Origin of the sequence: Kosakonia sp. MUSA4 (genome assembly GCF_013085925.1) — a bacterium.
Classification (GTDB): domain Bacteria; phylum Pseudomonadota; class Gammaproteobacteria; order Enterobacterales; family Enterobacteriaceae; genus Kosakonia; species Kosakonia sacchari_B.
This window is the reverse complement of record NZ_CP025697.1, coordinates 3,492,238-3,516,669: the sequence shown is the minus strand read 5'-3', so window position 1 is coordinate 3,516,669 and position 24,432 is coordinate 3,492,238. Positions and strand designations below refer to the sequence as shown.

Genomic DNA, 24,432 nt, shown 5'->3' with positions numbered 1-24,432 from the left:
TTACTCTTTTTAATTAATCTATTCATTTGTCACCGATATCGACACCGGTTCGATAGCTATTCAGTGGCCAGTAATATAATAATGGAATGCATATTATGGCACTTTTTAAATTATCACTCCCTCTGGTTTTTATTTCCGCCTGCGCCGCGCCCGTTGACGCGACTCCTTTTATTGCCGATAGCCAACTCGGTCTCACGCTAAAAAACGTCTGGATGTTTAACACCGGCGATCAGATGGCGTTGCTCGGCGTGGGCGATCAGAGCGCCTGGGCGCAGGCGGCGCATCTGGATTATCAAAGCGGCTGGTATCGCGATCTGTTGGGCATTGACGCCTCCTGGTACAGCGTGGCGAAACTCTCAGCCAATGCCTCATTCGCCGGGCGCGACCTGCTGCGCGACAATCGCGGCCACGCGGAAGGTTTCAATAAAATCGGGCAGCTCTACGCAAAGCTTAAGTGGGGCGATGAAGCAGCATACGCCCGGCTGTACGCGGGCTGGCGGCAGCTTTATAAATTTGGCGCGCTGAACGTGACGCGCAGCCGCGCGGCGCCGAGCAGCTGGCAGGGCATCAGTATAGAAAGCGGCTGGGGCGCGATTTCGGCGCGTGGCGCCTGGGTGACGCGTTTTTCGGAACGCGATGAGCCGGAAAAGCGCCGTTTTTACACCCTCGCCAGCAATAAGCCGATCGATCATATTGCGACAGGAGAAATCATCTGGAGCCCGTCGAAAAATACGCGAATAAACTGGATGACGGGCGAAAGTGATAATTACCTTTTACGCCATGGCCTGGAAGCTCAATTTTCAATACCGGTTTCCGAACGGCAAAATCTCTTATTACGCGGCGTCTGGTATTACAATCGCGGGCTTAATAATTGGGAAGGCGCTCGAGGTTTTAGCCATAGCGCTCAGCATCTTTTTACGCTGGTGGGTTATCAATATCACAATATGGAATCGGGTATCGGTTGGTCAAAAACCAACGCGCCTCTGAATAATGGTCTGGGAAGTTTTTACTGGCATCTGGGGAAAAATACCCGGGGCGCATTTAATAGTCCGGCGGACGGTGAAGGAAATGATTATGTCAACGATGGCGAACAAATGCTTTATCTCTACGGTAAATATGCCTTCTCGCCGGAATTTACCGTCGGCCTGTACGGTAATTACGGTTACAACATCAATTATCAAAATACCGCATTAACGGAATGGGAGTACGGCGGATATTTCGCCTGGACGCCGAAACGTCTCGAAGGCTTTTCGCTGTTTGCCGGAATAGGTCCCAGCTACGGCTGGAAACTGAACAATGGAAAACCGTGGCTCACCGAAGATAAACGCACTTTTCATCGCGCGAAAGGCATCGGCGGTGCGGTTTCCGTGGAATACAAATTTGGTCTGCTTAACTAAAAAGGAGTTTAGCCATGAAAAAAACAGTGATGGCGTTGTTGGTAACGGCGCTGGCAGCGCCCGGCGTCCAGGCGGCGGAACGCGCCATGCGTATTTTGCTGGTCAATGATGATGGTTGTGATTCTGTGGGTACGCTTTCGCTACAGCAGAAGTTGGCGGCGAAAGGGTATGACGTCTGGATGGTGGCGCCAGCGACGAATCAGAGCGGTATCGGTTCGGCGATCACCTTTAAACCGAACAAAATCTTCGATGTTAAAAAGGTGGAGGAGAAGCGTTACTGTTTCCCTGGAACACCGGCGGATGCCGTGGATTTTGGCCTGCTCGGCGTGCTGAAGGATAACCCGCCGGATCTGGTGATTTCCGGCGTCAACGACGGGCCGAATACCGGCGTTGCGCAGCTCAATTCCGGCACCGTCGGCGCAGCGGCGCGCGCAGTACGCTATGGCTACCCGGCCATTGCCGCCAGCATTGGCTATTTACTGACTGCCGAAGAGATGAAAGCGGGCTGGCCGAGTACGCATAAATACTGGCCGGACGCCGTTGATGATGTGGTGTTGCGGGTCGATAAACTCCGCGCTGAATGGCAGCCTGGCAAGCCGCTGTTGCCCGCTGGCACCGGGGTGAGCATTAACTACCCGCCGCTGGCGAAAAGTGCCGTGAAAGGTGAAAAGTACATTGGCAATGAGCGTTTTCCTCTGCCGCAACACCGCTATGTATTACTTGAGGACGGGCGGGCAAAGCAGGTGATGAGTGAGAAAGTGCTGACGCCGAGCGAAGCGGATACGGATACCGGCTGGTTAAATCGCGGCTACATCACGCTGACGGTTTTTGATGCTGAATGGAACGCGCCGCAGTACGAATCAGCGTATCAGGCGATTTTCCGTTAACGCATCGCGCGAGCAAGATCACAATTTTAATCTCCCGGCGTGTTTTTTATCGTCGGGAAACTGGTAGAGTCGGCACCTGGATTGTTACTGCTTAGGCAGGCGAAACCTGATTGTCCGGCAACTGCCGGAGGTCAGGTTTTTTTGTTTCCGGGGCCGGAATGAAAATCGCCAAAATATTAAACAATAATGTTGTGGTTGTGCTGGATGAGCAGCAGCGCGAACAGGTTGTCATGGGCCGGGGGCTGGCGTTCCAGAAACGCCCCGGTGATGAACTGGATGAGCGCTGCATTGAGAAGGTGTTTGCTCTGCAAAGCGATGAGCTGGTGCGCCGTCTCAGCGAACTGCTCAGCCAGATCCCGCTGGAAGTGATAACCGCCTGCGATCGCATCATCGAACTGGCCCGCAGCCAGCTCGGCAAGCTGCAGGACAGTCTCTACATTACGCTGACCGACCACTGTTATTTTGCGCTTGAGCGGCAAAAAAAGGGCGCAGTGGTGCGCAACGTATTGTTGTGGGAGATCAAGCATCTCTATCCGAAAGAGTTTGCGCTGGGCCAGCAGGCGCGGGCGATACTCGCTAAACGCCTTGGCGTTGAATTGCCGGAAGATGAGGCCGGGTTTATCGCCCTGCATCTGGTCACGGCGCAGCTGAACAGCGAAATGCCGGAAGTGATGCACATCACCCAGGTGATGCAGGAGATTTTGCACATCGTGAAGTACCAGTTAACGCTGGAATACGATGAAGAGTCGCTGAGCTATCATCGCTTTGTGACGCATCTGAAATTTTTCTCGCAGCGATTGCTGAACCGTACGGTGGTGGCGGATGACGATCTCTCCCTGCATCAGGCGGTGAAAGAAAATTATCGGCTGGCATGGCAGTGCGCGGAAAAAGTCGCTCGCCATCTGGTCAGCCGCTATCAGCGTCAGCTAACGAACGAAGAAATTATGTTCCTCGCCATTCATATTGAACGGGTGAGAAAAGAAACGCGTTAAAACAAGACGCAAAAGGATTGTTACTGCATTGCGCAGGCAAAACCTGAGACCGGCTCCGCGAGGCGCTGGCTCAGGTTTTTTTTTACTCAGTCACCGCCTTCGGGCGACAGATGCAAGGGAATTCAACATGGAATATCAAGCGTTGGCGAAAGCGATCCTCAGCCACGTCGGTGGGAAGGAGAACATCAGCAGCCTGGTACACTGTGCTACCCGGTTGCGCTTCAAACTCAAAGACATCCAGAAAGCGGACGCCGAAGGATTAAAAACCAACCCCGGCGTGATTATGGTGGTGGAGAGCGGCGGCCAGTTTCAGGTTGTGATTGGCAACCATGTGAACGCGGTGTGGCAAGCCGTGTGCCAGGAGGCAGGATTAACGGACGAGACGCCAGTGGCGGCAGAAGATAAAGGCAATCTGCTGGGGCGATTAATTGATATCGTTTCCGGTATTTTTACCCCGTTTATCGGCATTCTTGCCGCATCCGGGATCCTCAAAGGACTGCTGGCGCTGGCGATTGTCTGTGGCTGGCTCACCACCGACAGCGGCACCTATAAAATCTGGTTTGCCGCCAGCGACGCGCTCTTTTTCTTCTTACCGCTGGTGCTGGGTTACACCGCCGGAAAAAAATTCGGCGGCAGTCCTTTTGTCACCATGGTGATTGGCGGCGCGCTGACGCACCCGCTGATGATCGCGGCCTTCAATGCCAGCCAGGCTGCCGGTGCGGCCAGCGAATCTTTCCTCGGTATTCCGGTGACGTTCCTCAATTACAGTGGTTCCGTCATCCCGATTATTCTTGCCGCCTGGGTCAGTTGCTGGCTGGAAAAACAGGGCAATCGCTTTCTGCATGCGGCGGTAAAAAACTTCTTTGCGCCGCTGATCTGCATCGCCATCACCGTCCCGTTAACGTTCCTGATTATTGGTCCGGTCGCGACCTGGCTTAGCCAGATGCTGGCGCATGGCTATCAGACCGTCTACACGCTGGCGCCCTGGCTGGCCGGGGCGTCGCTGGGCGCGCTGTGGCAGGTCTGCGTGATCTTTGGTCTGCACTGGGGGTTGGTACCGTTGATGATCAACAACTTTGCCGTCTTCGGGCAGGACACCATGCTGCCGATCCTGCTGCCTGCGGTGTTCGGTCAGGTTGGCGCAACGCTGGGCATCTTTCTGCGTACCCGCGATGCGCGCCAGAAGATGCTGGCGGGTTCATCCATCGCCGCCGGGATTTTCGGCATCACCGAACCGGCCGTGTACGGTTTAACGCTGCCGCTGCGCCGTCCGTTTATTTTTGGTTGCGTGGCGGGAGCCATCGGCGGGGGCATTGTCGGCTTTAGCGGCAGCCATGCCTATTCCTTTGGTTTCGCCAACATCTTCACGCTGGCGCAGATGATCCCGCCGGGCGGCGTCGATGCAACGCTGTGGGGCGGCATTATCGGTAGCGTCGTGGCGCTGCTCTTATCCGGCGTGCTGACTTTTTTTGCCGGGCTGCCAAAAGCGCCGGTTGCCGCAGAGCCGAACAGCACGGCAATGCCTGTGGAGAACACGGTTCTGGCGCCAATGAGCGGTACGGTTCTGGCGCTGGATCAGGTGCCGGATGCCACGTTCGCCAGCGGTTTGCTGGGGCAGGGTGTGGCGATCATTCCGCAGGATGGGCGCGTGGTGGCCCCGTTTGCCGGAGAAGTCGCATCGCTGTTTGCCACCAAACATGCGATCGGGCTGCTCAGCGATAGCGGCGTTGAAGTATTGATCCATGTCGGTATCGACACCGTCAAACTGGGAAGCGGGCCCTTTACCGCACATGTTCAGGTGGGTGACAGAGTAAATGTGGGCGATCTGCTGCTGGAGTTCGATCGCGCAGCGATCCTTGCGGCCGGCTACGATCTCGCCACGCCGATTATTATCAGTAACAGCGACAGCACCGGTGGTGTGCGTACCGTGGCTACAACCTCAGTACAGGCCGGTATGCCGCTGCTTGCGATTGCCGGCTAATCAAAGGAGAAAGTGATGAGAGAATTTCCGAAATCGTTCTTGTGGGGCGGCGCGATTGCTGCGAACCAGGTTGAAGGTGCGTATCTGGAAGGCGGAAAAGGCCTTTCAACGTCGGATGTCCAGCCAAAAGGGGTGTTTGGCGACGTGGTTGAACGCGTGGCGGGAGACAGTGCGCTGAAAGATGTCGCCATCGATTTTTACCACCGCTACCCGGAAGATATCGCGCTGTTTGCGGAGATGGGGTTTAGCTGCCTGCGCGTGTCGATTGCCTGGACGCGTATTTTCCCGAACGGTGATGAAACTACGCCGAATGAAGCGGGCCTTGCCTACTACGACAAGCTGTTTGATGAACTGGCGAAATACGGCATTACGCCGCTGGTCACCTTATCCCACTATGAGATGCCGTGGGGGCTGGTGAAACAGTATGGCGGCTGGGGCAGCCGTCAGACCATTGGCTTTTTCGAGCGCTATGCGCGTACCGTGTTCAGCCGCTACAAAGAGAAGGTGAAATTGTGGCTGACTTTCAATGAGATCAACATGTCATTGCACGCGCCGATGACCGGTGTCGGGTTGCCGGAGAACAGCAGTAAAGAGGCGGTTTATCAGGCGATTCACCATCAACTGGTGGCCAGCGCGCTGGCCGTGAAGGCCTGCCATGAGATTATCCCGGGCGGCAAGATCGGCAATATGCTGCTGGGTGGGTTGATGTATCCGCTGACCTGCAAACCGGACGATGTGTTCGAAGCGCTGCAAGAGAATCGGAGCTGGCAGTTCTTTGGCGATGTGCAGTGCCGTGGCGCATATCCTGGCTATATGCTGCGTTATTTCCGTGATAACGGTATCCACGTTGAGATCACTGATACCGATCGCGAAGCGCTGAAATCCACCGTCGATTTTATCTCGTTCAGCTACTACATGACCGGCTGCGTGACCACCGACGACGCGCTGAATCAGCAGGCGCGCGGCAATATTCTCAGCATGGTGCAAAACCCGCATCTGGCCAGCTCAGAGTGGGGCTGGCAGATCGATCCGGTTGGCCTGCGTACGCTGCTGAATATGCTGTGGGATCGCTGGCAAAAACCGCTGTTTATCGTTGAGAACGGTTTGGGCGCGAAGGACAAGGTGGAAGCCGATGGCAGCATCAACGACGACTACCGCATTACCTATCTGAATGACCATCTGGTACAGGTGCGCGAAGCAATTGATGACGGCGTCGAAGTGATGGGTTACACAAGCTGGGGGCCGATTGACCTGGTCAGCGCCTCGAAAGCCGAGATCTCCAAGCGCTACGGTTTTATCTATGTGGATCGCGATGACAACGGCAACGGCACGCTGGCACGCAGCCGCAAGAAGAGTTTTTACTGGTATCGCGATGTGATTGCCAGCAACGGCGCAAGCCTGAAGTAATGCGAACGGGCCCGCTGGCGGGCACGTTTTTACCCCATCAGATGGCGGATAAACTCCTTCAGCCACATCACCGCCGGGTCACTGCTGTGACGCTGGTGCCACAGTAGCGCCACTTCAATCGGTTCTGCATCCAGCGGCTGTGGGCTTGCCAGCAAACCGCGCGTTCTTTGCCACTCCGTTGCCAGCCCGGCGGGTACGGTCGCCAGCGCTGGCATCGTTTCCAGCAGACCTGGCAGGGCGGCAAAATGCGGCGTGGTGTAATACACGCGGCGTTGGCGGCCGGTTTTTGCCAGCAGCGTATCGAAATGGCTGCTGGTCGCCTCGCGGTAGCTGACCATCAAATGGGGCTGAGCGGCAAACGTATCGACATCCAGCGGCGCGCTGAGCGTCAGTTGTTGCGGGTGCCAGAGCGTGACATATGACATGGTGGTCAGCACTTCACGTTCAAGCCAGCGCGGCCCGGCGGTGGCAACGCTGATCGCCATATCCATCTCGCCGCCTTCGAGCCGCGTGGCGTCGCTGAAAGGATCGCTGGCCACCACGTTCAGGCGCATACCGGGAGCCGCCTGCTGAAGCGCCGGGATCAAACGCGGCATCAGCCACATTTCTACCCAGTCGGCCATACCGAGCGTCAGCGTGACGTTCACGGTTTTCGCATCAAACGCCGCCTGCTGAAACAGCGCGCTCTGCAACTGCTCCAGCAGCGGCAGCAGCTCGCTATGCAGCTCTTCCGCACGGGCGGTGGGCTGCATGCGATGGCCGCTGCGGATAAACAGCGGATCGTCAAACAGCGTGCGCAGACGCGACAGCACGCCGCTCACTGCGGGCTGGCCCAGATGCAACTTATCCGCCGCAGCGGAGACGCTCTGTTCGCGGAACAGCACGGCAAAGGCGATCAGCAGGTTCAGATCGATTTTTCGGAAATCATTCTCTTTGATAGTCATTATCGCTCCAATCAATTGGAGTGATAGTATCGCTGGCGGGATACTGTTGCAACGAAAACAACAGGAGAAAAGTGATGAAACATTATCCTCTGCTGATGGCGCTGGTGGGCGCAACGCTGAACTTCAGCGCCTTCGCAGCGCAACCGCCCAGTACGCATCAGGCGCAGGCGCCGGGATATTACCGGATGGCGATGGGCGACTGGCAAATCACCGCCGTTTCCGACGGTACGGTCGCCGTGCCGTTTGACAAGTTGCTCACGCATATTTCCCTCGAGACGCTGCAATCGGAGATGGCGAAAGCCAACCTGGCGGTTCACGCCGAAACATCGATCAACGCTTTTGTCATTAACACTGGTAAGCAATTGATTCTGGTCGATACGGGCGCCGGGCCGCTGTTTGGCGATGCGGGCGGTCATCTTCCCGATAACCTGCGGGCGGCGGGCATCGATCCGGATGCGATAGATACGGTGCTGCTGACCCACATTCATGCCGATCACTCCGGCGGCGTGCAGCGCGACGGCAAGCCGGTGTTTCGCAATGCCACGGTGCGTGTCGATCAGCGCGATGTGGATTTCTGGCTCAACCCGGCGCATCTGCAAGAGGTTGAAGAGAGTCAGCGTCACACCTTCGCTGAATCCGAACGCTCGCTGCGTCCGGTGATCGATGCCGGTAAACTCAGTACGTTCCGCGCACCGACGGAAGTCATCCCCGGTATTGACGCGGTGCCTGCGCCAGGACATACGCCGGGCAGCGTGATCTATCGCGTCACCCACGGCGGTAAGACGCTGATGCTGTGGGGCGACATTATCCATGCGCATCCGGTGCAGCTACCGGACCCGGGCGTGGCGATCCATTTTGATGTTAACCAGCAGCAGGCCATTGCCACGCGCCAGAAAGTGCTGGCCCAGGTGGCTCGCGAGGGGGACTGGATAGCCGCCGCGCATATTGCGTTTCCTGGCATTGGCAAAGTGATAAAAGCCGATAAAGGCTACCGCTGGGTGCCGATTAACTACAGCGCGCAGGGAAATTAACCTGACGGAGGGCGCTGCACTTCAGGTTGGCTGAAGTGCAGCCGCCACCACCCGCCTGGCATTAAAAAATCATCTTGAACACACCTGTCACCACCAGCAGACCAATCAGAAAGATAATCAGGATCACCCAAAGTAAAATCTTCAACATTTTTAACGTCCTCCATGCATACAGAAGTGCAAAGCTTAGACAACCTGCTGCATTTTTGCCTTTTTTCTATACTTAATGGTTTGCAATCACCGGAGGGCGAACGATGTCTGTTACCAACGTTGCTGTGGTCACTGCCGCAGATTCCGGTATCGGCAAGCAATGTGCGCTGATGCTGGCAGAGCAGGGCTTTGATATTGGTATTACCTGGCATTCGGATGAGCGGGGTGCGCAAGAGACGGCGCGGCAGGTGGAGGCTTTCGGGCGCAGGGCCGAAACCATCCAGCTCGATCTTAGCCAGTTGCCGGAAGGCGCGCAGGCGATACAAACGCTGATTTCCCGCTTCGGACGTATCGATGCGCTGGTCAATAATGCCGGCGCGATGAGCAAAGCGCCTTTCCTGGAGGTGACGTTCGAAGACTGGCGCAGCATTTTTACCGTCGATGTTGACGGCGCGTTTCTCTGCGCGCAAATTGCGGCGCGGCAAATGGTGGCGCAGGGGCAGGGCGGACGCATCATTAACATCACATCGGTGCATGAACATACGCCGCTGCCGGAAGCGAGTGCCTATACCGCGGCGAAACATGCGCTGGGCGGATTAACCCAGTCGATGGCGCTGGAACTGGTTGAGCACAACATTCTCGTCAATGCGGTTGCACCCGGCGCGATAGCCACGCCGATGAATAACATGAGCGATGATGATGCTAAACCCGGTTCGATGTCGAATATTCCGCTGGCCCGGCCCGGTACCACCAAAGAGATAGCCAGCATGGTGGCCTGGCTCTGTTCAGAGCACGCCAGTTATACCACCGGGCAGTCGTTTATTATCGACGGCGGGTTTATGCTCGCTAACCCGCAGTTCAAACCTAAAGCTTAATCATGCTTTGTGCTGTTCTGGCGCTTCTTACGACGGCGCCGGAACCACCAGCGCAGGCAAACCACCAGCGCGATAGCGATGACCAGCCAAATCCAGCGTTTTACATGCTGATCGAACTGATGCAGCCACGGGCCAATCACTTCCCCGCCAACATAGCCCAGCGTGGTAAACAGTAACGCCCAGACGATCGCGCCAAGAATATTCAGCGGCAGAAAGATTTTCGGACGCAGACGGCTGGTGCCGATCAGCAACGGGCCCACGATGCGAAAGCCGTACATAAAGCGCGAACCAATCACAAACAGGTACGGATGGCGGCGGATCAGCGTTTGCGCCTGATGGATTTTGTCGCGATGGTGTGAGAAGCGACGCAGTATTTTCATGCCGTAGCGGCGGCCGAGCAGATAGAGCAACTGGTCGCCAATCATGCCGCCCAGCGCCACGGAGATAACCACCAGCGGGAAACGTAATAACCCTTGATGCGCTGCAACTCCGCCCAGCAGCGTAATGGTCTCACCTTCAGCAATACTGCCAATAACCAGCGCGGCGTAGCCATACTGGCTAATCAGATAATTGATATCCATTAAAAATAAGCCCTCCAGGTAAAACGCTTATAAGCATACACCCGACTGAGGGGTCTTGTCGGAAGGATACGTTGTGCGGCAGCGCTATTTTTACAACTGTGCAAAAAATAATCGCAAGAGTGAATTATACTTACAGTGTCGTTATTCGGGCTGTCAGCAAGGGGGCGTTATGAACCATGTCTGGGGACTGTTTTCCCATCCCGATCGTGAAATGAAGGTGATCAAAAGCGAAGACGAGACGGTTTCGCATCACTACACTCACCACGTGCTGGTTATGGCGGCGGTACCGGTTATCTGTGCGTTTATCGGTACCACGCAAATCGGCTGGAACTTCGGTGAGGAGAATGTCGTCAGGCTGTCGTTGTTTACCGGCTTCTACATGGCGGTACTGTTTTATGCGCTGATGCTGGCAGGGGTGGCCGTGATGGGCCGCGTCATCTGGTGGATGGCGCGAAGCTTCCCGCAGCGGCCCGGGCTTGCTCGCTGTATGGTGTTTGCCGGTTATGTCGCGACGCCGCTGTTCCTGAGCGGTATTGTGGCGCTCTATCCGCTGGTATGGCTGTGCGCGCTGGTGGGTACCGTCGCACTGTTTTATACCGGTTATCTGCTCTATGTCGGTATTCCGACCTTCCTGAATATCAATAAAGAAGAGGGGCTGAGCTTCTCCAGTTCCACGCTGGCGATTGGTGTGCTGGTGCTGGAAGTGCTGCTGGCGCTGACGGTGATCCTCTGGGGCTACGGCTACCGTTTGTTCTGATAAAACGCATTGCTGGCGTAAATGCCAGCAATGCAATCTTCCGCAATGATTCTTCTGTGGCGACAACCCTGCATGGCGGCTATTATGCGCAGGCCAGCCTCATTATTTTCCTGATTAATGAAAGCGGTGTGCGTAACAACGTGCGTGAATAATTTTCAGAAGTCTCACCATGCAGAAATTTCGAGTCTCTTTATTAAGCCTGGCTTTATTGCTGGCTGCGCCTGTGGCGCCGTTTGCTGTCGCGAAAACCACTGCCGCGACCACTGCCGCACAACCTGAAATCGCCTCAGGTAGCGCGATGATTGTCGATCTGCAAACCAATCAGGTGATCTACTCCAGTCACCCGGATCTGGTGCGTCCTATCGCCTCCATCACCAAGTTGATGACCGCGATGGTGGTACTGGATGCCCATTTGCCGCTGGATGAGAAACTCAACGTCGATATCAGCCAGACGCCGGAAATGAAAGGGATCTACTCCCGCGTGCGTCTGAACAGCGAAATCAGCCGTAAAAACATGCTGCTGCTGGCGCTGATGTCGTCGGAAAACCGCGCGGCCGCAAGCCTTGCGCACCACTATCCGGGCGGTTATAACGCGTTTATCGCTGCGATGAATGCCAAAGCCAAAGCGCTGGGCATGACCAATACGCATTATGTTGAACCGACCGGGCTGTCGATTCACAACGTTTCTACCGCACGCGATCTGACCAAACTGCTGATTGCCACCAAACAGTATCCGCTGATTGGGCAACTGAGCACCACGCGCGAAGAGATGGCAACCTTCAGCAATCCGGCCTATACGCTGCCGTTTCGCAATACCAACCATCTGGTCTACCGCGATAACTGGAATATTCAGTTAACCAAAACCGGCTTTACCAATGCGGCAGGGCACTGCCTGGTGATGCGCACGGTGATTAACAACAAACCGGTGGCGCTGGTGGTGATGGATGCATTCGGTAAATTTACGCACTTTGCCGATGCCAGCCGTTTACGTACCTGGATTGAAACCGGGAAAGCGCAGCCGGTTCCGGCGGCGGCGCTGAGTTATAAGCGCCAGAAAGCGGCGCAGATGACGCAGAATAACAGCGCAGCGGGCGAGCAAACCGCGCAGAACGATTAATTACTCTGGCAGCGTCCAGTCACCGTCGTTGAGTGGACGCTGCATAATCAACGTATCCCGCCAGTCCCCTTTCTTGTAGCCGACGCTACGCAGTTGCCCGACAATCTCAAAGCCGTGCTTTTTATGCAGCCGCAGGGAGCCGGAATTATTATTGCCGTCGCCAACCACCGCAATCAGTTGCCGCCACGGCCCCTCTTCACAGCGTGCAATCAGGGCACTCATCAGCGTTGAACCGATCCCGCGACCGGTCATGCTGGCATCGACGTAAATCGACTCTTCCAGCGTATAGCGATAAGCCTGACGCGGGCGATAGAACCCGGCGTAGCAGTAGCCAACGATAATGCCGTGATACAGCGCAACCATCCACGGCAGGCCATCGCTGGCGATTTTACTCATGCGGGCACGCATTTCATCAATCGTCGGGGGAACTTCTTCGAAGGAGGCGCGACCGTGCAGCACGTGCCAGGCGTACAGCGATGCAATGGCGTGCACATCGTCAGGCGTGGCGTCGCGCACCACGACAGCAGGGCCGGAGAGAATATCGACAGCAGACAATGGTGTGCTCCTTCAAAGCGGGGAGCCAGAGAAACGTTTCTCTGGCGTTTTTCGCTACTCTATTACGAAAGGGGCACACAATACAGCCTGTATTCTGGCTATTTTATCGCCACATTAGCGTGATTATCTGTCGTTAAATCCTCTTGCCAGAATTTACGCTTGGTGGTTTTTCCGATGCCGGGGTTCATGCTGTTTGTCGGATCATTTTCCCGATAAAACTGTTTTAGCGTTTCTGCGGCTTCATACAGGTGACCCACGTTATGTTCGGCAGGGTATTGCGCGCCGCGCTGGCGCAGCAGTTCAAGCATTTGCTCTTTCAGCGCATGGGCGTCGACGCCTTTTTTGACGATGTAATCCTGGTGGAAAACGTGGCACATAAAGTGGCCGTAGTAGAGTTTGTGCACCAGTTGGTTGTCGATTTCCGGCGGCAGATGCTCAAACCATTCGCTATCGTTGCGCCTGAGAGCGATGTCGAGCGCCAGAATATCTTCCACTTCGTCGGCATGTACCGCCTGATAGCGGATCGCCGCACCGGCGGCGGCAAAGCGGTGTAAAAAGGCTTTGCTCCCTTCTTCCGGCGTACAGGCGAAAAAGCCGCCTTCGGCGCTGGCAAAATAGTCCGTCAGCCAGTTTTGCGCTTCTGCAATGCCGTCGCCGGACATCTTCAACAGCAGGTGATGCTCATACTTATCGCGCCACGTTTTCATCCGCGGCGGCAGGTGCGACGGGAAAACGGCGCTGATTTTTTGCAGTGAACGATCAATAAAGTGCGGCTTGAACAGCGGCGCTTTATCCAGCAGCGCTTCGGTGCGTCCCTTCAGAGTAAAGAACAGCGGCATTTTGTCGGTGCCGAGTTTGTCGATCATCAGGAAGGTGTCTTTACCGTAGCGTTCGGCGATGTCGTAAATATCGCGGTGCATATATTCGCCCGCCACCGGCAGGTGGGCGAAGTTCGCCAGAATGTGGCGGCGGATCTCCGTTAATACGGCGGTCTGGTTGGTGCCGATATAGAACACTTGTTGCTGTTTTTCCGCCGGGAAAGTATCCAGACGCACAGCAAAAACCGCGAGTTTGCCCGCACAGCCGGAAGATTCAAACAGCCGATCCGGATCGGCGTTGTAGCGCGCCGGGGTAGCGGCTTCGACATCGCGCACGCGGGTGATGTAATCATGATCGTGGCCGTGGCGCTGATCGTGGCGCACGTGATCCGCTTTGATGCGTTCGTCATCCAGCGCGCTGAGGATCTGCTCCGGCGTTTCGCCCAAATCAATGCCCAGATGGTTAACCAACTGCAATTTTCCCTGCTCATCGATACGGGCGAACAGCGACATTTCGGTATAGGCCGGGCCGCGCTGCACCAGTGAACCACCGGAGTTATTGCAGATCCCGCCAATCACCGAGGCGCCAATGCAGGAGGAACCAATCACCGAGTGCGGCTCGCGACCCAGCGGTTTAAGCGCCTTTTCCAGCGAGTAGAGCGTGGTGCCAGGATACGCCAGCACCTGCTCGCCATTATCCAGCAGGTGCAGCTTGTCGAGCCGCAGGGTGCTGATAATCACAATATCGCGGTCATAATCATTGCCGCTGGGCGTTGAGCCTTCGGTCAGGCCGGTATTCGCCGCCTGCATCAGGATGATTTTGTCGGCGTTGACACAGGCATGCAGCACGCGCCACAGCTCCACTAACGTTCCGGGAAAGACAACCGCCAGCGCATCGCCGTGGCCGGAGCGAAAGCCTTTACGGTAGCGGGCGGTTTTGGCCGGATCGGTCAACAGGTGAGAGGCGCCGACCAGCCGTTTCAGTTCGTGTAAAAAAGTGCGGTTCTCGTTTGAAGTTGCGAATGACATATTCCACTCCTTGTGGTGAGTCAGCATTTTTGTGCCTGTAATAGTAGTCCTGCTAAACCTGACGGGGGAGTGAATTCGCAGAAAAATCAGAGCTCAACTCTGCAAGACATGCCAGGATTATGGCACACTGCGTTTTTTTCGCGGTCCGTTCCGCGGTTATGGGTGAAATAAGAGAGTAAATACGACATGAAATGGCTATGTTCTGTAGGTGTCGCTGTGAGCCTCGCGCTGCAACCCGCGCTGGCTGAGGAGTTAATTGGTAACCATCCACTGACGCCGGAAGCAAGGGATGCATTTGTCACTGAGTTGCTCAAAAAGATGACGGTTGATGAAAAAATTGGTCAGTTACGTCTTATTAGCGTTGGCCCGGATAACCCGAAGGAAGCTATCCGCGAGATGATCAAAAAGAGCCAGGTGGGGGCGATTTTTAACACCGTCACCCGCCCGGATATCCGCGCGATGCAGGATCAGGCGATGCAGCTTAGCCGCCTGAAAATTCCGCTCTTTTTCGCCTACGATGTGGTTCACGGCCAGCGTACCGTCTTCCCGATTAGCCTTGGCCTGGCCTCCAGTTTTAACCTTGACGCGGTGCGCACTGTGGGGCGCGTTTCTGCTTATGAAGCCGCCGATGACGGCCTGAATATGACCTGGGCGCCGATGGTGGACGTTTCCCGCGATCCGCGCTGGGGTCGCGTGTCGGAAGGGTTTGGTGAAGACACCTTCCTGACCTCTGAAATGGGGCGCACGATGGTCGAAGCGATGCAGGGCAAAAGCCCGGCGGATCGCTACTCGGTGATGACCAGCGTTAAACACTTTGCCGCTTATGGCGCGGTGGAAGGCGGTAAAGAGTACAACACCGTCGATATGAGCCCGCAGCGTCTGTTTAACGACTATATGCCGCCGTACAAAGCGGCGCTCGATGCCGGCAGCGGCGGCGTGATGGTGGCGCTTAACTCGCTGAACGGTACGCCCGCTTCTTCGGATTCCTGGTTGTTAAAAGATCTGCTGCGCGATCAGTGGCACTTCAAAGGCATCACCATTTCCGATCACGGTGCGATCAAGGAGCTAATCAAACATGGCACGGCCGCCGATCCGGAAGATGCGGTGCGCGTGGCGCTGAAGTCCGGCATCAACATGAGCATGAGCGACGAGTACTACAGCAAGTATCTGCCGGGGCTGCTGAAATCCGGCAAGGTGACGATGGAGGAGCTGGACGATGCCACGCGCCATGTGCTGAACGTGAAGTACGACATGGGCTTGTTTAACGATCCGTACAGCCATCTCGGCCCGAAAGAGAGCGACCCGCAAGATACTAATGCGGAAAGCCGTCTGCATCGCAAAGAAGCGCGTGAAGTGGCGCGCGAAAGTATGGTGCTGCTGAAAAACCGCCTTGAAACCCTGCCGCTGAAAAAAACCGACACCGTGGCGGTAGTTGGGCCGCTGGCCGACAGCAAGCGCGACTCCATGGGAAGCTGGTCTGCGGCGGGTGTGGCCGATCAGTCCGTTACCGTGCTGACCGGCATCCGCAATGCGCTGGCCGGTAAAGGCAACGTGCTGTATGCCAAAGGGGCGAACATCACCAACGACAAAGACATCGTTAACTTCCTCAATCTGTATGAACCGGCGGTGGTGGTCGATCCGCGTTCGCCGCAAGAGATGATTGATGAAGCGGTGGCGGCGGCGAAGAAATCCGACGTGGTAGTTGCGGTGGTGGGTGAAGCGCAGGGGATGGCGCACGAAGCGTCCAGCCGTACCAACATTACTATTCCGCAAAGCCAGCGCGATCTGATTGCCGCGCTGAAAGCGACCGGCAAACCGCTGGTGCTGGTGCTGATGAATGGTCGCCCGCTGGCGCTGGTGAAAGAGGATCAGCAGGCTGATGCGATCCTCGAAACCTGGTTCGCCGGGACGGAAGGCGGTAACGCCATCGCCGATATTCTGTTTGGCGATTACAACCCGTCCGGCAAGTTGCCGATGTCCTTCCCGCGCTCGGTGGGACAGATTCCGGTTTACTACAGCCATCTGAACACCGGTCGTCCGTACAATGCCGACAAGCCGAACAAATACACCTCCCGTTACTTTGATGAAGCGAACGGGCCGCTCTATCCGTTCGGTTACGGCCTTAGCTACACCACTTTCAAAGTCTCTGAGGTGAAAATGTCCGCACCGTCGATGACGAGTACCGGCAAACTGACCGCCAGCGTGGAGGTGACCAACACCGGTAAGCGTGCGGGTGAAACGGTGATCCAGATGTATTTGCAGGATGTCACCGCGTCGATGAGCCGTCCGGTGAAACAACTGCGCGGTTTTGACAAGGTGAACCTGCAACCGGGCGAAACCAAAACCGTCAGCTTCCCGATCGATGTGAACGCGCTGAAGTTCTGGAACCAGCAGATGAAATATGCTGCGGAGCCTGGCAAATTCAACGTCTTTATCGGCGTTGATTCCGCACGCGTCAATCAGGGCGAGTTCGAACTGCGCTAATCCCTCCCAGGCCGGGCAACCGGCCTGATTTTTTCCGCTATACCTTATTCCTTTATCGTTTAGGGCTTTCACGCGACAAAGCCGCTATTTTTCGGCTACGCTTTTTTCTCAAGCTGCTGAAAAAGGCGGTAAAAAATGAGGGAAGTACAATGACAATCACCCATAAGATTGCGTGCTCACTGCTGCTGGTGGCTGCCACGAGCCTGCCATTGCAGGCAGCGGAACCGGTGAAGGTAGGCTCCAAAATTGATACCGAAGGGGCGTTGCTGGGCAATATCATTTTGCAGGTTCTGGAAAGCCATGGTGTAAAAACAGTCAATAAAGTGCAGCTTGGCACCACGCCGGTGGTGCGCGGGGCGATTACCTCCGGCGAGCTGGATATCTACCCCGAATACACCGGCAACGGCGCATTTTTCTTTAAAGATGAAAATGATCCTGCATGGAAAAACGCGCAGCAGGGCTACGAGAAAGTGAAAAAACTCGATGCCGAACAGAATAAGCTGGTCTGGTTGACGCCCGCTCCGGCGAATAACACGTGGACGATTGCCGTGCGTCAGGATCTGGCGCAGAAAAATAAGCTCATCTCCTTAGCCGATCTGAGCCGTTACCTGAAAGAGGGCGGTGAATTCAAACTGGCGGCATCGGCGGAGTTTATCGAACGCACCGATGCGTTACCGGCCTTTGAGAAAGCGTACGGCTTTACACTGAAGCAGGATCAACTGCTGTCACTGGCCGGCGGTGATACGGCGGTGACCATTAAAGCTGCCGCGCAGCAAACCTCCGGCGTGAATGCGGCGATGGCCTACGGCACAGATGGCCCGGTTGCGGCGCTGGGGCTGCAAACGCTGAGCGATCCGAAAGGCGTGCAACCGATCTATGCGCCTACGCCGGTAGTGCGTGAAGCGGTATTAAAAGCGTATCCGCAGCTGGATGCGTGGCTGAAACCGGTCTTCGCCAGCCTGGATGAAAAAACGCTGCAAAAACTGAACGCCAGCATTGCCGTTGAAGGGCTGGATGCGAAAAAAGTGGCAGCCGACTACCTGAAAGAAAAAGGGCTGGTGAAATAAGCGCTGTTATGGAGGATTCGCGACATTGCCATAATCGTGTGCTGCTGCTGTTGATGGTCGTCGGGCTGCTGGCAGCCTGGCTACCGTTTGTTAACTATGCGCCAAACCGGCTGGTCTCGGGCGAAAGCCGCGCGTTGTGGCAGCTGTTTCCGGCGTTCTGGCTGCTGGCGCCCTGTCTGCTGCTGATCCTCAGTTTTGTGCCAGGACGCGGGGCGCAAATCGGTACGCTGCTGCTGGCCGAAGCGCTTTTCTGCCTGTTGGTGTGGAGTGCGGGCAGGGCGGCGACGGAGCTGGCGCAGTCGGGCAGCGCGCTGGCGCGAACCTCGCCGGGAAGCGGGCTGTGGTTGTGGCTGGCGTTGACGCTGTTGGCCTGTAGCGACGCTATTCGCCGCCTTGTCAGCCACCCGGTCTGGCGTTGGCTGCTCAATGCGCAAATCTGGTGTCTGCCGCTGTTCTTACTGCTCAGCGGCGAGCTGGACGATCTCTCGTTGCTGCATGAATACAGCAACCGCCAGGAGGTGTTCAATGATGCGCTGGCGCAGCATCTGACGCTGCTCTTCGGTACGCTCATTCCCGCGCTGGTGGTGGGTTTTGCCATCGGTTTATGGTGCTACCGCCATCCGACGCGCCAGGGGCCGGTTTTCACGGTGCTCAATATCATCCAGACCATTCCTTCTGTCGGGCTGTTCGGCCTGCTGATTGCGCCGCTGGCCGGGCTGGTGCTGCACTTCCCGGTTCTGAGCCGTTTCGGCATTGCCGGAACCGGCATGACGCCCGCGCTGATCGCGCTTATTTTGTATGCCTTATTGCCGCTGGTGCGCGGCGTGGTCGCCGGGCTTAACCAGGTGCCGCAGGAGGTGTTGGAGAGCGCCGAGGCGATGGGCATGAGTGCGCGCCAGCGTTTCTGGCAGGTACGCATTCCGCTGGCGCTGCCGCTGCTGCTACGCAGTTTGCGCGTTGTGGCGGTGCAGACGGTCGGCATGGCGGTGATTGCGGCGCTGATCGGTGCCGGAGGCTTCGGCGCGCTGGTTTTCCAGGGGCTACTGAGCAGCGCGCTGGATTTGGTGCTGCTTGGCGTGATCCCGGTTATTGCGCTGGCCGTCGTCGTGGATGCGCTGTTTGGCTTAAGCCTCGCGCTGCTGAAGGTAAAACAACATGATTGAATTTAAAAACGTCAGCAAAACCTTTGCCGGACAGCAGGCCGTCAGCCATCTCGATCTGCATGTCAAAACGGGCGCTTTTTCGGTACTGATTGGCACCTCAGGTTCCGGAAAATCGACCACGCTGAAGATGGTCAACCGGCTGATCGAGCATGATGACGGCGCGATTTATTTTGCCGGTGAGGATATTCGCCAGCTTCCGGTACTGGAGCTGCGCCGCCGCATGGGGTATGCCATCCAGTCGATTGGGCTGTTCCCGCACTGGACGGTGGCGCAGAACATCGCCACCGTGCTGCAACTGCAAAAGTGGTCGCGCGGCCAGCGCGATGCGCGGGTGGAGGAACTGATGGCGCTGCTGGGGCTGGATGTTTCGCTGCGCGACCGTTTCCCGCATCAGCTTTCCGGCGGGCAACAGCAGCGGGTCGGTGTGGCTCGCGCGCTGGCGGCCGATCCGGAAGTGCTGCTGATGGATGAACCTTTCGGCGCGCTGGATCCGGTCACCCGCGCGGCATTGCAGCAGGAGATGGTGCGCATTCACCGTCTGCTTGGGCGCACCATTGTACTGGTGACGCACGATATCGATGAGGCGTTACAACTGGCGGATCACCTGGTGTTGATGGATAAGGGCAAAGTGGTGCAGCAGGGGACACCGCTGGCGCTGCTGACCGCGCCGCACAACGATTTTGTCCGTGAATTTTTCGGCCGTAGCGAGCTGGGCGTGCGCCTGCTGTCGCTGCGCCAGGTGAAAGGCTATCTGCGCCGTGAACCCGCTTATGAGGGGGAACCGCTGCGGGCGGAGATGACGCTGCGCGAAGCGTTGTCGGCGTTCGTCGCCCAACAGTGCGAGATCCTGCCGGTACATGATGATAGCGGCCAGCCCTGCGGCAGTCTGCATTTCCGTGATTTATTGCGCGTGGAGGCCAGCGGTGAGGCTTCTGCGTGATCCCCTGTTATGGTTGATCGCGCTGTTTGTGGCGCTATTGCTGTGGTTGCCGCACAGCGCCGCGTTGTTCAGCGCGCTGTTTCCGCAACTGCCGCGCCCGGTCTACCTGCAGGAGAGCTTTGTGTCGCTGGCCGCGGCGCATTTTGCGCTGGTGGGCGTTTCCAGTGCGATTGCCATTGTACTGGGCATTGGCGTCGGCATTGCGGTGACCCGCCCGGCCGGGCGCGAGTTTCGTCCGCTGGCAGAAACCATTGCTGCCGTCGGGCAAACTTTTCCGCCGGTGGCGGTGCTGGCGATTGCCGTGCCGGTCATGGGGTTTGGTAAAGAGCCGGCGGTGATTGCGCTGGTATTGTACGGGATTTTGCCGATTTTACAGGGCACGCTGGCCGGGATCGCCGCCGTGCCAGAGAGCGTACAAAGCGTGGCACAGGGCATGGGGATGAGCGCGTGGCAGCGGCTGGTGAAAGTGGAACTGCCGCTGGCGGCGCCAGTGATCATTGCCGGTGTGCGCACCTCGGTAATCATCAATATCGGCACGGCGGCGATTGCCTCAACGGTGGGCGCGAGCACGCTCGGTACGCCGATTATCATCGGGCTGAGCGGTTTTAATACGGCTTATGTTATTCAGGGGGCGATTCTGGTGGCGCTGGCCGCGATTATTGTCGACCAGGCATTTGAGCGGTTGACGCGCTGGCTTAGCCAGCACCGCCACGCACAATAAACGAATAACCTGCAAGCATCACGCCGCTGATGCCGCCGATGGCCATCAACAGAAAAACCGCGATGACGATAATTTTACCAGCCTTCATATGTGGTTCCTTTTGTTAAGGCAAATAGTATAAAGGGAGCCGGGTTGTTGATAAAACATTAAATACCGAGAAGCGCAACGCGGTGGCCGTTTTCCTGCCATGTCAGCAACTGATGCAGTTGCGCTGTTGTCGGACTTTCTCCGCACCACACCAGCAGCGTCTGGCCGTCAAACATCTCCGGGCGCAAATGGTTTAGCGAATGTGCCAGCACATCCACCCGCCAGCCTTGCTGGCTTGCAATCCAGCCTTCCAGCCATAAACGGGGGGTGTCGTGAATATTCCAGCCGATCACCAGCGCGTCCTGGCCGCTCTTTTTGCGCGCCAGCGCCAGAGAGGCGGAAATATGGGTAATCAATATGCCATCGAGCAGGCTGAGCATCGCTTGCAGGGCGGGCTGCGGGCTCTGCAGGCGGTGGCGTAAAGGCATGATCAGATTGCTGGTCAGCGTGCTGGCCGGGTAGTCGCGTTCGTGCTCTTTGATCCACTGGTGCAACTGCTGCTGATTGCCCTGTTGCAGATAGCGCAGCGCGGTCTCCTGCTGCTCCCGCCAGCCGTCGCGAACCTCGTCAGGTTCGCTGGAAAGCAGGGTCTGCACTTTGCTGACCTGAACGCCATTACTGATCCAGCTTTTGATTTCCCGGATGCGGTCGATATCCGCTTCGGTAAAGAGTCGGTGGCCGCCATCCGTGCGTTGAGGTTTCAATAACCCGTAACGTCGCTGCCAGGCTCGCAGCGTGACGGGATTGACATCGCATAACAACGCCACTTCACCAATTGTGTAAAGCGCCATAGTTTCACCTTTGCTTACTGGCTCCCACTTTAACTGTAGCCTCTGGCGGTCGCATGAAGTGAAATTGGCTAAAAATTGCCCGGACGGCAGGCGAAAGGTGAATCATCTGGCAAGACTTTGTGATACAGAGCACGATTTAGTATTTTTTTGCAGCGCTTCAAAGAAACGCACGGCGACTCCATGTATGTTACGCGCTTTAGTTGATGTGGTATTTACCGGTATGTACGAATTCAATCTGGTGCTGTTGCTGCTACAACAGATGTGCGTGTTTCTGGTTATCGCCTGGTTGATGAGTAAGACGCGCCTGTTTATCCCGCTGATGCAGGTTACCGTCCGTCTGCCGCACAAATTATTGTGCTATGTCACCTTCTCTATTTTCTGCATTCTTGGCACCTATTTCGGGCTGCATATCGAAGACTCTATTGCCAATACCCGGGCGATTGGCGCGGTGATGGGCGGCTTGCTGGGCGGCCCGCTGGTGGGTGGCCTGGTCGGGTTGACCGGCGGCCTGCACCGTTACTCAATGGGCGGCATGACGGCGCTGAGCTGTATGATCTCCACCATTGTCGAAGGGCTGCTTGGCGGCCTGGTACACAGTGCATTGATTAAGCGCGGCCGTACCGATCGGGTCTTTAGCCCGTTCACCGCCGGAGCAATCACCTGTGTGGCGGAGCTGACGCAGATGCTGATTATTCTGCTGATTGCCCGGCCATTCGACAGCGCCCTGCATCTGGTGCAGAGCATTGCCGCGCCGATGATGGTCACCAATACCGTCGGTGCTGCGCTGTTTATGCGTATCCTGCTGGATAAACGCGCCATGTTCGAGAAGTACACTTCAGCGTTTTCCGCCACCGCGCTGAAAGTAGCCGCCTCCACCGAAGGGATTTTGCGGCAGGGTTTTAACGAAGAGAACAGCATGAAGGTGGCGCAGGTGCTCTATAAAGAGCTGGAGATTGGCGCGGTGGCTATTACCGATCGCGACAAGCTGCTGGCTTTTACCGGCATTGGCGACGATCACCACTTACCGGGACGGCCGATTTCTTCGGTCTGGACGCAGCGCGCCATCGAAACCGGCGAAGTGGTGTACGCCGACGGCAATGAAGTGCCGTATCGCTGCTCGTTGCATCCGCAGTGCAAATTAGGTTCGACATTAGTTATTCCGCTACGCGGCGAAAACCAGCGCGTGGTGGGCACCATCAAGTTATACGAGGCGAAAAACCGTCTGTTCAGCTCCATCAACCGCACGCTGGGCGAAGGGATCGCACAACTGCTGTCGGCACAGATTCTCGCCGGGCAGTACGAACGGCAGAAGGCGCTGCTGACTCAGTCGGAAATTAAGCTACTGCATGCGCAGGTGAACCCGCATTTCCTGTTCAATGCCCTGAATACGTTAAAAGCGGTGATCCGCCGCGACAGCGACCAGGCCGGATTGCTGGTGCAATATCTCTCAACCTTCTTTCGCAAAAACTTAAAGCGTCCGTCAGAGATCGTCACGCTGGCGGATGAAATTGAACATGTGAATGCCTACCTGCAAATCGAAAAAGCGCGCTTCCAGTCGCGGTTGCAGGTGCAGTTACACGTGCCGGAGGCGCTGTCGCATTTGCAGCTACCGGCATTTACGCTGCAACCGATTGTCGAGAATGCCATCAAGCATGGCACATCGCAGCTGCTCGGCGTCGGCGAGATTTCCATCAACGCCAGCCAGGACGGGGAGCATCTGCTGCTGGCGGTGGAAGATAATGCGGGTCTGTATCAACCGAAAAACGATGCTAGCGGGTTAGGGATGAGCCTGGTGGATAAGCGGCTACGCGCCCGCTTCGGTAACGACTGCGGTATCAGCATTGCCTGCGAACCGGATCTGTTTACCCGCATTACCTTGAAACTCCCGCTGGAGGAACAGGCATGTTAAAAGTGCTGATTGTTGATGATGAACCGCTGGCCCGGGAAAACCTGCGTATTCTGCTTCAGGAAGAGAGCGACATCGAGATTGTTGGCGAGTGCGGCAACGCTGTGGAAGCGATTGGCGCGGTGCACAAACTGCACCCCGACGTGCTGTTTCTGGATATTCAGATGCCGCGCATCAGCGGGCTGGAGATGGTCGGCATGCTTGATCCCGGCAATCGCCCTTATGTGGTGTTTCTTACCGCCTTTGATGAGTATGCGGTGCAGGCATTTGAGGAACATGCGTTCGACTATCTGCTTAAACCCATTGAGGCCCGTCGTCTGGAGAAGACGTTGACGCGCCTGCGCCAGGAGCGCGGCGTGCAGGATGTGTCGGTGCTGCCGGAGAATCAGGAAGCACTGAAATTTATTCCCTGTACCGGGCACAGCCGTATCTGGCTGTTGCAGATGGATGAGGTGGCGTTTGTCAGCAGCCGGATGAGCGGCGTTTATGTCACCAGCCAGGAGGGCAAAGAGGGCTTTACCGAGCTGACGTTGCGTACGCTGGAGAGCCGCACGCCGCTGGTTCGCTGCCATCGCCAGTATCTGGTGAATATGGCGCACCTGAAAGAGATTCGCCTTGAAGATAACGGCCAGGCGGAGCTATTGCTGCGCGACGGGCTGACGGTGCCGGTTAGCCGCCGCTATCTGAAGAATTTAAAAGAGGCGCTGGGGTTGTAAATTCCTGTGCGATGCCTACACTGCGCGCTGGTTTATCAT

General features: G+C 56.6%; 22 protein-coding genes. 16 read left to right on the top strand and 6 right to left on the bottom strand.

The window, feature by feature from the left end:
* Positions 1–95 precede the first annotated feature (95 nt).
* From C0557_RS16605 to C0557_RS16585, 5 genes are all read left to right on the top strand, one after another.
* Positions 96–1,397: an OprD family outer membrane porin gene (locus C0557_RS16605; RefSeq protein ID WP_208659609.1), complete on the top strand. Its 1,302-nt coding sequence runs from the start codon at positions 96–98 to the stop codon at positions 1,395–1,397.
* A gap of 14 nt (positions 1,398–1,411) precedes the next feature.
* Positions 1,412–2,284 (top strand): 5'/3'-nucleotidase SurE, encoded by an 873-nt coding sequence (gene surE / locus C0557_RS16600; RefSeq protein WP_208659607.1) that lies wholly within the window; start codon positions 1,412–1,414, stop codon positions 2,282–2,284.
* Between the two features lie 158 nt (positions 2,285–2,442).
* Positions 2,443–3,276: a transcriptional antiterminator BglG gene (bglG, locus tag C0557_RS16595; RefSeq protein ID WP_208659605.1), complete on the top strand. Its 834-nt coding sequence runs from the start codon at positions 2,443–2,445 to the stop codon at positions 3,274–3,276.
* A gap of 127 nt (positions 3,277–3,403) precedes the next feature.
* On the top strand, positions 3,404–5,257 hold the full coding sequence (gene bglF, locus C0557_RS16590; protein ID WP_208659603.1) for a PTS beta-glucoside transporter subunit IIABC: 1,854 nt from the start codon (positions 3,404–3,406) through the stop codon (positions 5,255–5,257).
* 15 nt (positions 5,258–5,272) lie between these two features.
* On the top strand, positions 5,273–6,664 hold the full coding sequence (locus C0557_RS16585; RefSeq protein WP_208659601.1) for a glycoside hydrolase family 1 protein: 1,392 nt from the start codon (positions 5,273–5,275) through the stop codon (positions 6,662–6,664).
* Between the two features lie 29 nt (positions 6,665–6,693).
* Here the strand turns inward: C0557_RS16585 and C0557_RS16580 are convergent, their stop codons facing one another.
* Positions 6,694–7,608: a LysR substrate-binding domain-containing protein gene (locus C0557_RS16580; protein WP_208659598.1), complete on the bottom strand. Its 915-nt coding sequence runs from the start codon at positions 7,606–7,608 to the stop codon at positions 6,694–6,696.
* A 74-nt stretch (positions 7,609–7,682) separates the two neighbouring features.
* Between C0557_RS16580 and C0557_RS16575 the strand changes: the two genes are divergently transcribed.
* Together C0557_RS16575 and C0557_RS16570 are read left to right on the top strand one after the other, a co-directional pair.
* Positions 7,683–8,639, top strand: coding sequence for an MBL fold metallo-hydrolase (locus tag C0557_RS16575; RefSeq protein ID WP_208659596.1), 957 nt, complete (start codon positions 7,683–7,685; stop codon positions 8,637–8,639).
* Between the two features lie 251 nt (positions 8,640–8,890).
* A complete protein-coding gene (locus C0557_RS16570) occupies positions 8,891–9,661 on the top strand; it encodes an SDR family oxidoreductase (protein ID WP_208659594.1) in 771 nt (256 codons plus the stop codon).
* Here C0557_RS16570 and C0557_RS16565 read toward each other — a convergent pair.
* Positions 9,658–10,242, bottom strand: a complete 585-nt coding sequence (locus tag C0557_RS16565) for a DedA family protein (protein ID WP_208659592.1) — start codon at positions 10,240–10,242, stop codon at positions 9,658–9,660. The genes C0557_RS16570 and C0557_RS16565 overlap by 4 nt on opposite strands.
* 169 nt (positions 10,243–10,411) lie before the next feature.
* On the opposite strand from C0557_RS16565, the gene C0557_RS16560 reads away from it, so the two are divergent.
* Together C0557_RS16560 and pbpG are read left to right on the top strand one after the other, a co-directional pair.
* Positions 10,412–10,999 (top strand): Yip1 family protein, encoded by a 588-nt coding sequence (locus tag C0557_RS16560; protein WP_208659590.1) that lies wholly within the window; start codon positions 10,412–10,414, stop codon positions 10,997–10,999.
* A 169-nt stretch (positions 11,000–11,168) separates the two neighbouring features.
* On the top strand, positions 11,169–12,116 hold the full coding sequence (pbpG, locus tag C0557_RS16555) for a D-alanyl-D-alanine endopeptidase (protein WP_208659587.1): 948 nt from the start codon (positions 11,169–11,171) through the stop codon (positions 12,114–12,116).
* Here the strand turns inward: pbpG and C0557_RS16550 are convergent, their stop codons facing one another.
* Both C0557_RS16550 and dld read right to left on the bottom strand, forming a co-directional pair.
* Positions 12,117–12,671, bottom strand: coding sequence for a GNAT family N-acetyltransferase (locus C0557_RS16550; RefSeq protein WP_064565003.1), 555 nt, complete (start codon positions 12,669–12,671; stop codon positions 12,117–12,119).
* Between the two features lie 98 nt (positions 12,672–12,769).
* Positions 12,770–14,518: a D-lactate dehydrogenase gene (dld, locus tag C0557_RS16545; protein WP_208659585.1), complete on the bottom strand. Its 1,749-nt coding sequence runs from the start codon at positions 14,516–14,518 to the stop codon at positions 12,770–12,772.
* A 186-nt stretch (positions 14,519–14,704) separates the two neighbouring features.
* On the opposite strand from dld, the gene bglX reads away from it, so the two are divergent.
* The 5 genes from bglX to C0557_RS16520 all read left to right on the top strand — a co-directional run bounded on the left by bglX (position 14,705) and on the right by C0557_RS16520 (position 20,893).
* A complete protein-coding gene (bglX, locus tag C0557_RS16540; protein ID WP_208659583.1) occupies positions 14,705–17,002 on the top strand; it encodes a beta-glucosidase BglX in 2,298 nt (765 codons plus the stop codon).
* Positions 17,003–17,151: 149 nt separating this feature from the next.
* On the top strand, positions 17,152–18,069 hold the full coding sequence (locus C0557_RS16535) for an ABC transporter substrate-binding protein (protein ID WP_208659581.1): 918 nt from the start codon (positions 17,152–17,154) through the stop codon (positions 18,067–18,069).
* Positions 18,070–18,077: 8 nt separating this feature from the next.
* The gene (locus C0557_RS16530) at positions 18,078–19,232 is read left to right on the top strand and encodes an ABC transporter permease (RefSeq protein ID WP_208659579.1); all 1,155 of its coding nucleotides are present in this window, start codon (positions 18,078–18,080) and stop codon (positions 19,230–19,232) included.
* A complete protein-coding gene (locus C0557_RS16525) occupies positions 19,225–20,172 on the top strand; it encodes an ABC transporter ATP-binding protein (RefSeq protein ID WP_208659575.1) in 948 nt (315 codons plus the stop codon). Before C0557_RS16530 ends, C0557_RS16525 begins: the two co-directional genes overlap by 8 nt.
* Complete coding sequence (locus tag C0557_RS16520; RefSeq protein ID WP_208659573.1) at positions 20,156–20,893, top strand: ABC transporter permease; 738 nt, start codon at positions 20,156–20,158, stop codon at positions 20,891–20,893. The genes C0557_RS16525 and C0557_RS16520 overlap by 17 nt, the downstream gene beginning before the upstream one ends.
* On the opposite strand, the gene C0557_RS16515 is transcribed toward C0557_RS16520, so the two are convergent.
* Complete coding sequence (locus tag C0557_RS16515) at positions 20,868–20,981, bottom strand: protein YohO (RefSeq protein WP_007371202.1); 114 nt, start codon at positions 20,979–20,981, stop codon at positions 20,868–20,870. The two genes, C0557_RS16520 and C0557_RS16515, sit on opposite strands and share 26 nt — an antisense overlap.
* 58 nt (positions 20,982–21,039) lie before the next feature.
* Positions 21,040–21,771: an HTH-type transcriptional regulator MlrA gene (mlrA, locus tag C0557_RS16510; protein WP_208659571.1), complete on the bottom strand. Its 732-nt coding sequence runs from the start codon at positions 21,769–21,771 to the stop codon at positions 21,040–21,042.
* A 220-nt stretch (positions 21,772–21,991) separates the two neighbouring features.
* Here mlrA and C0557_RS16505 point away from each other — a divergent pair, with 220 nt between their 5' ends.
* Positions 21,992–23,680 (top strand): sensor histidine kinase, encoded by a 1,689-nt coding sequence (locus C0557_RS16505; protein ID WP_074778428.1) that lies wholly within the window; start codon positions 21,992–21,994, stop codon positions 23,678–23,680.
* A complete protein-coding gene (btsR, locus tag C0557_RS16500; RefSeq protein ID WP_007371205.1) occupies positions 23,674–24,393 on the top strand; it encodes a two-component system response regulator BtsR in 720 nt (239 codons plus the stop codon). Before C0557_RS16505 ends, btsR begins: the two co-directional genes overlap by 7 nt.
* Positions 24,394–24,432 lie beyond the last annotated feature (39 nt).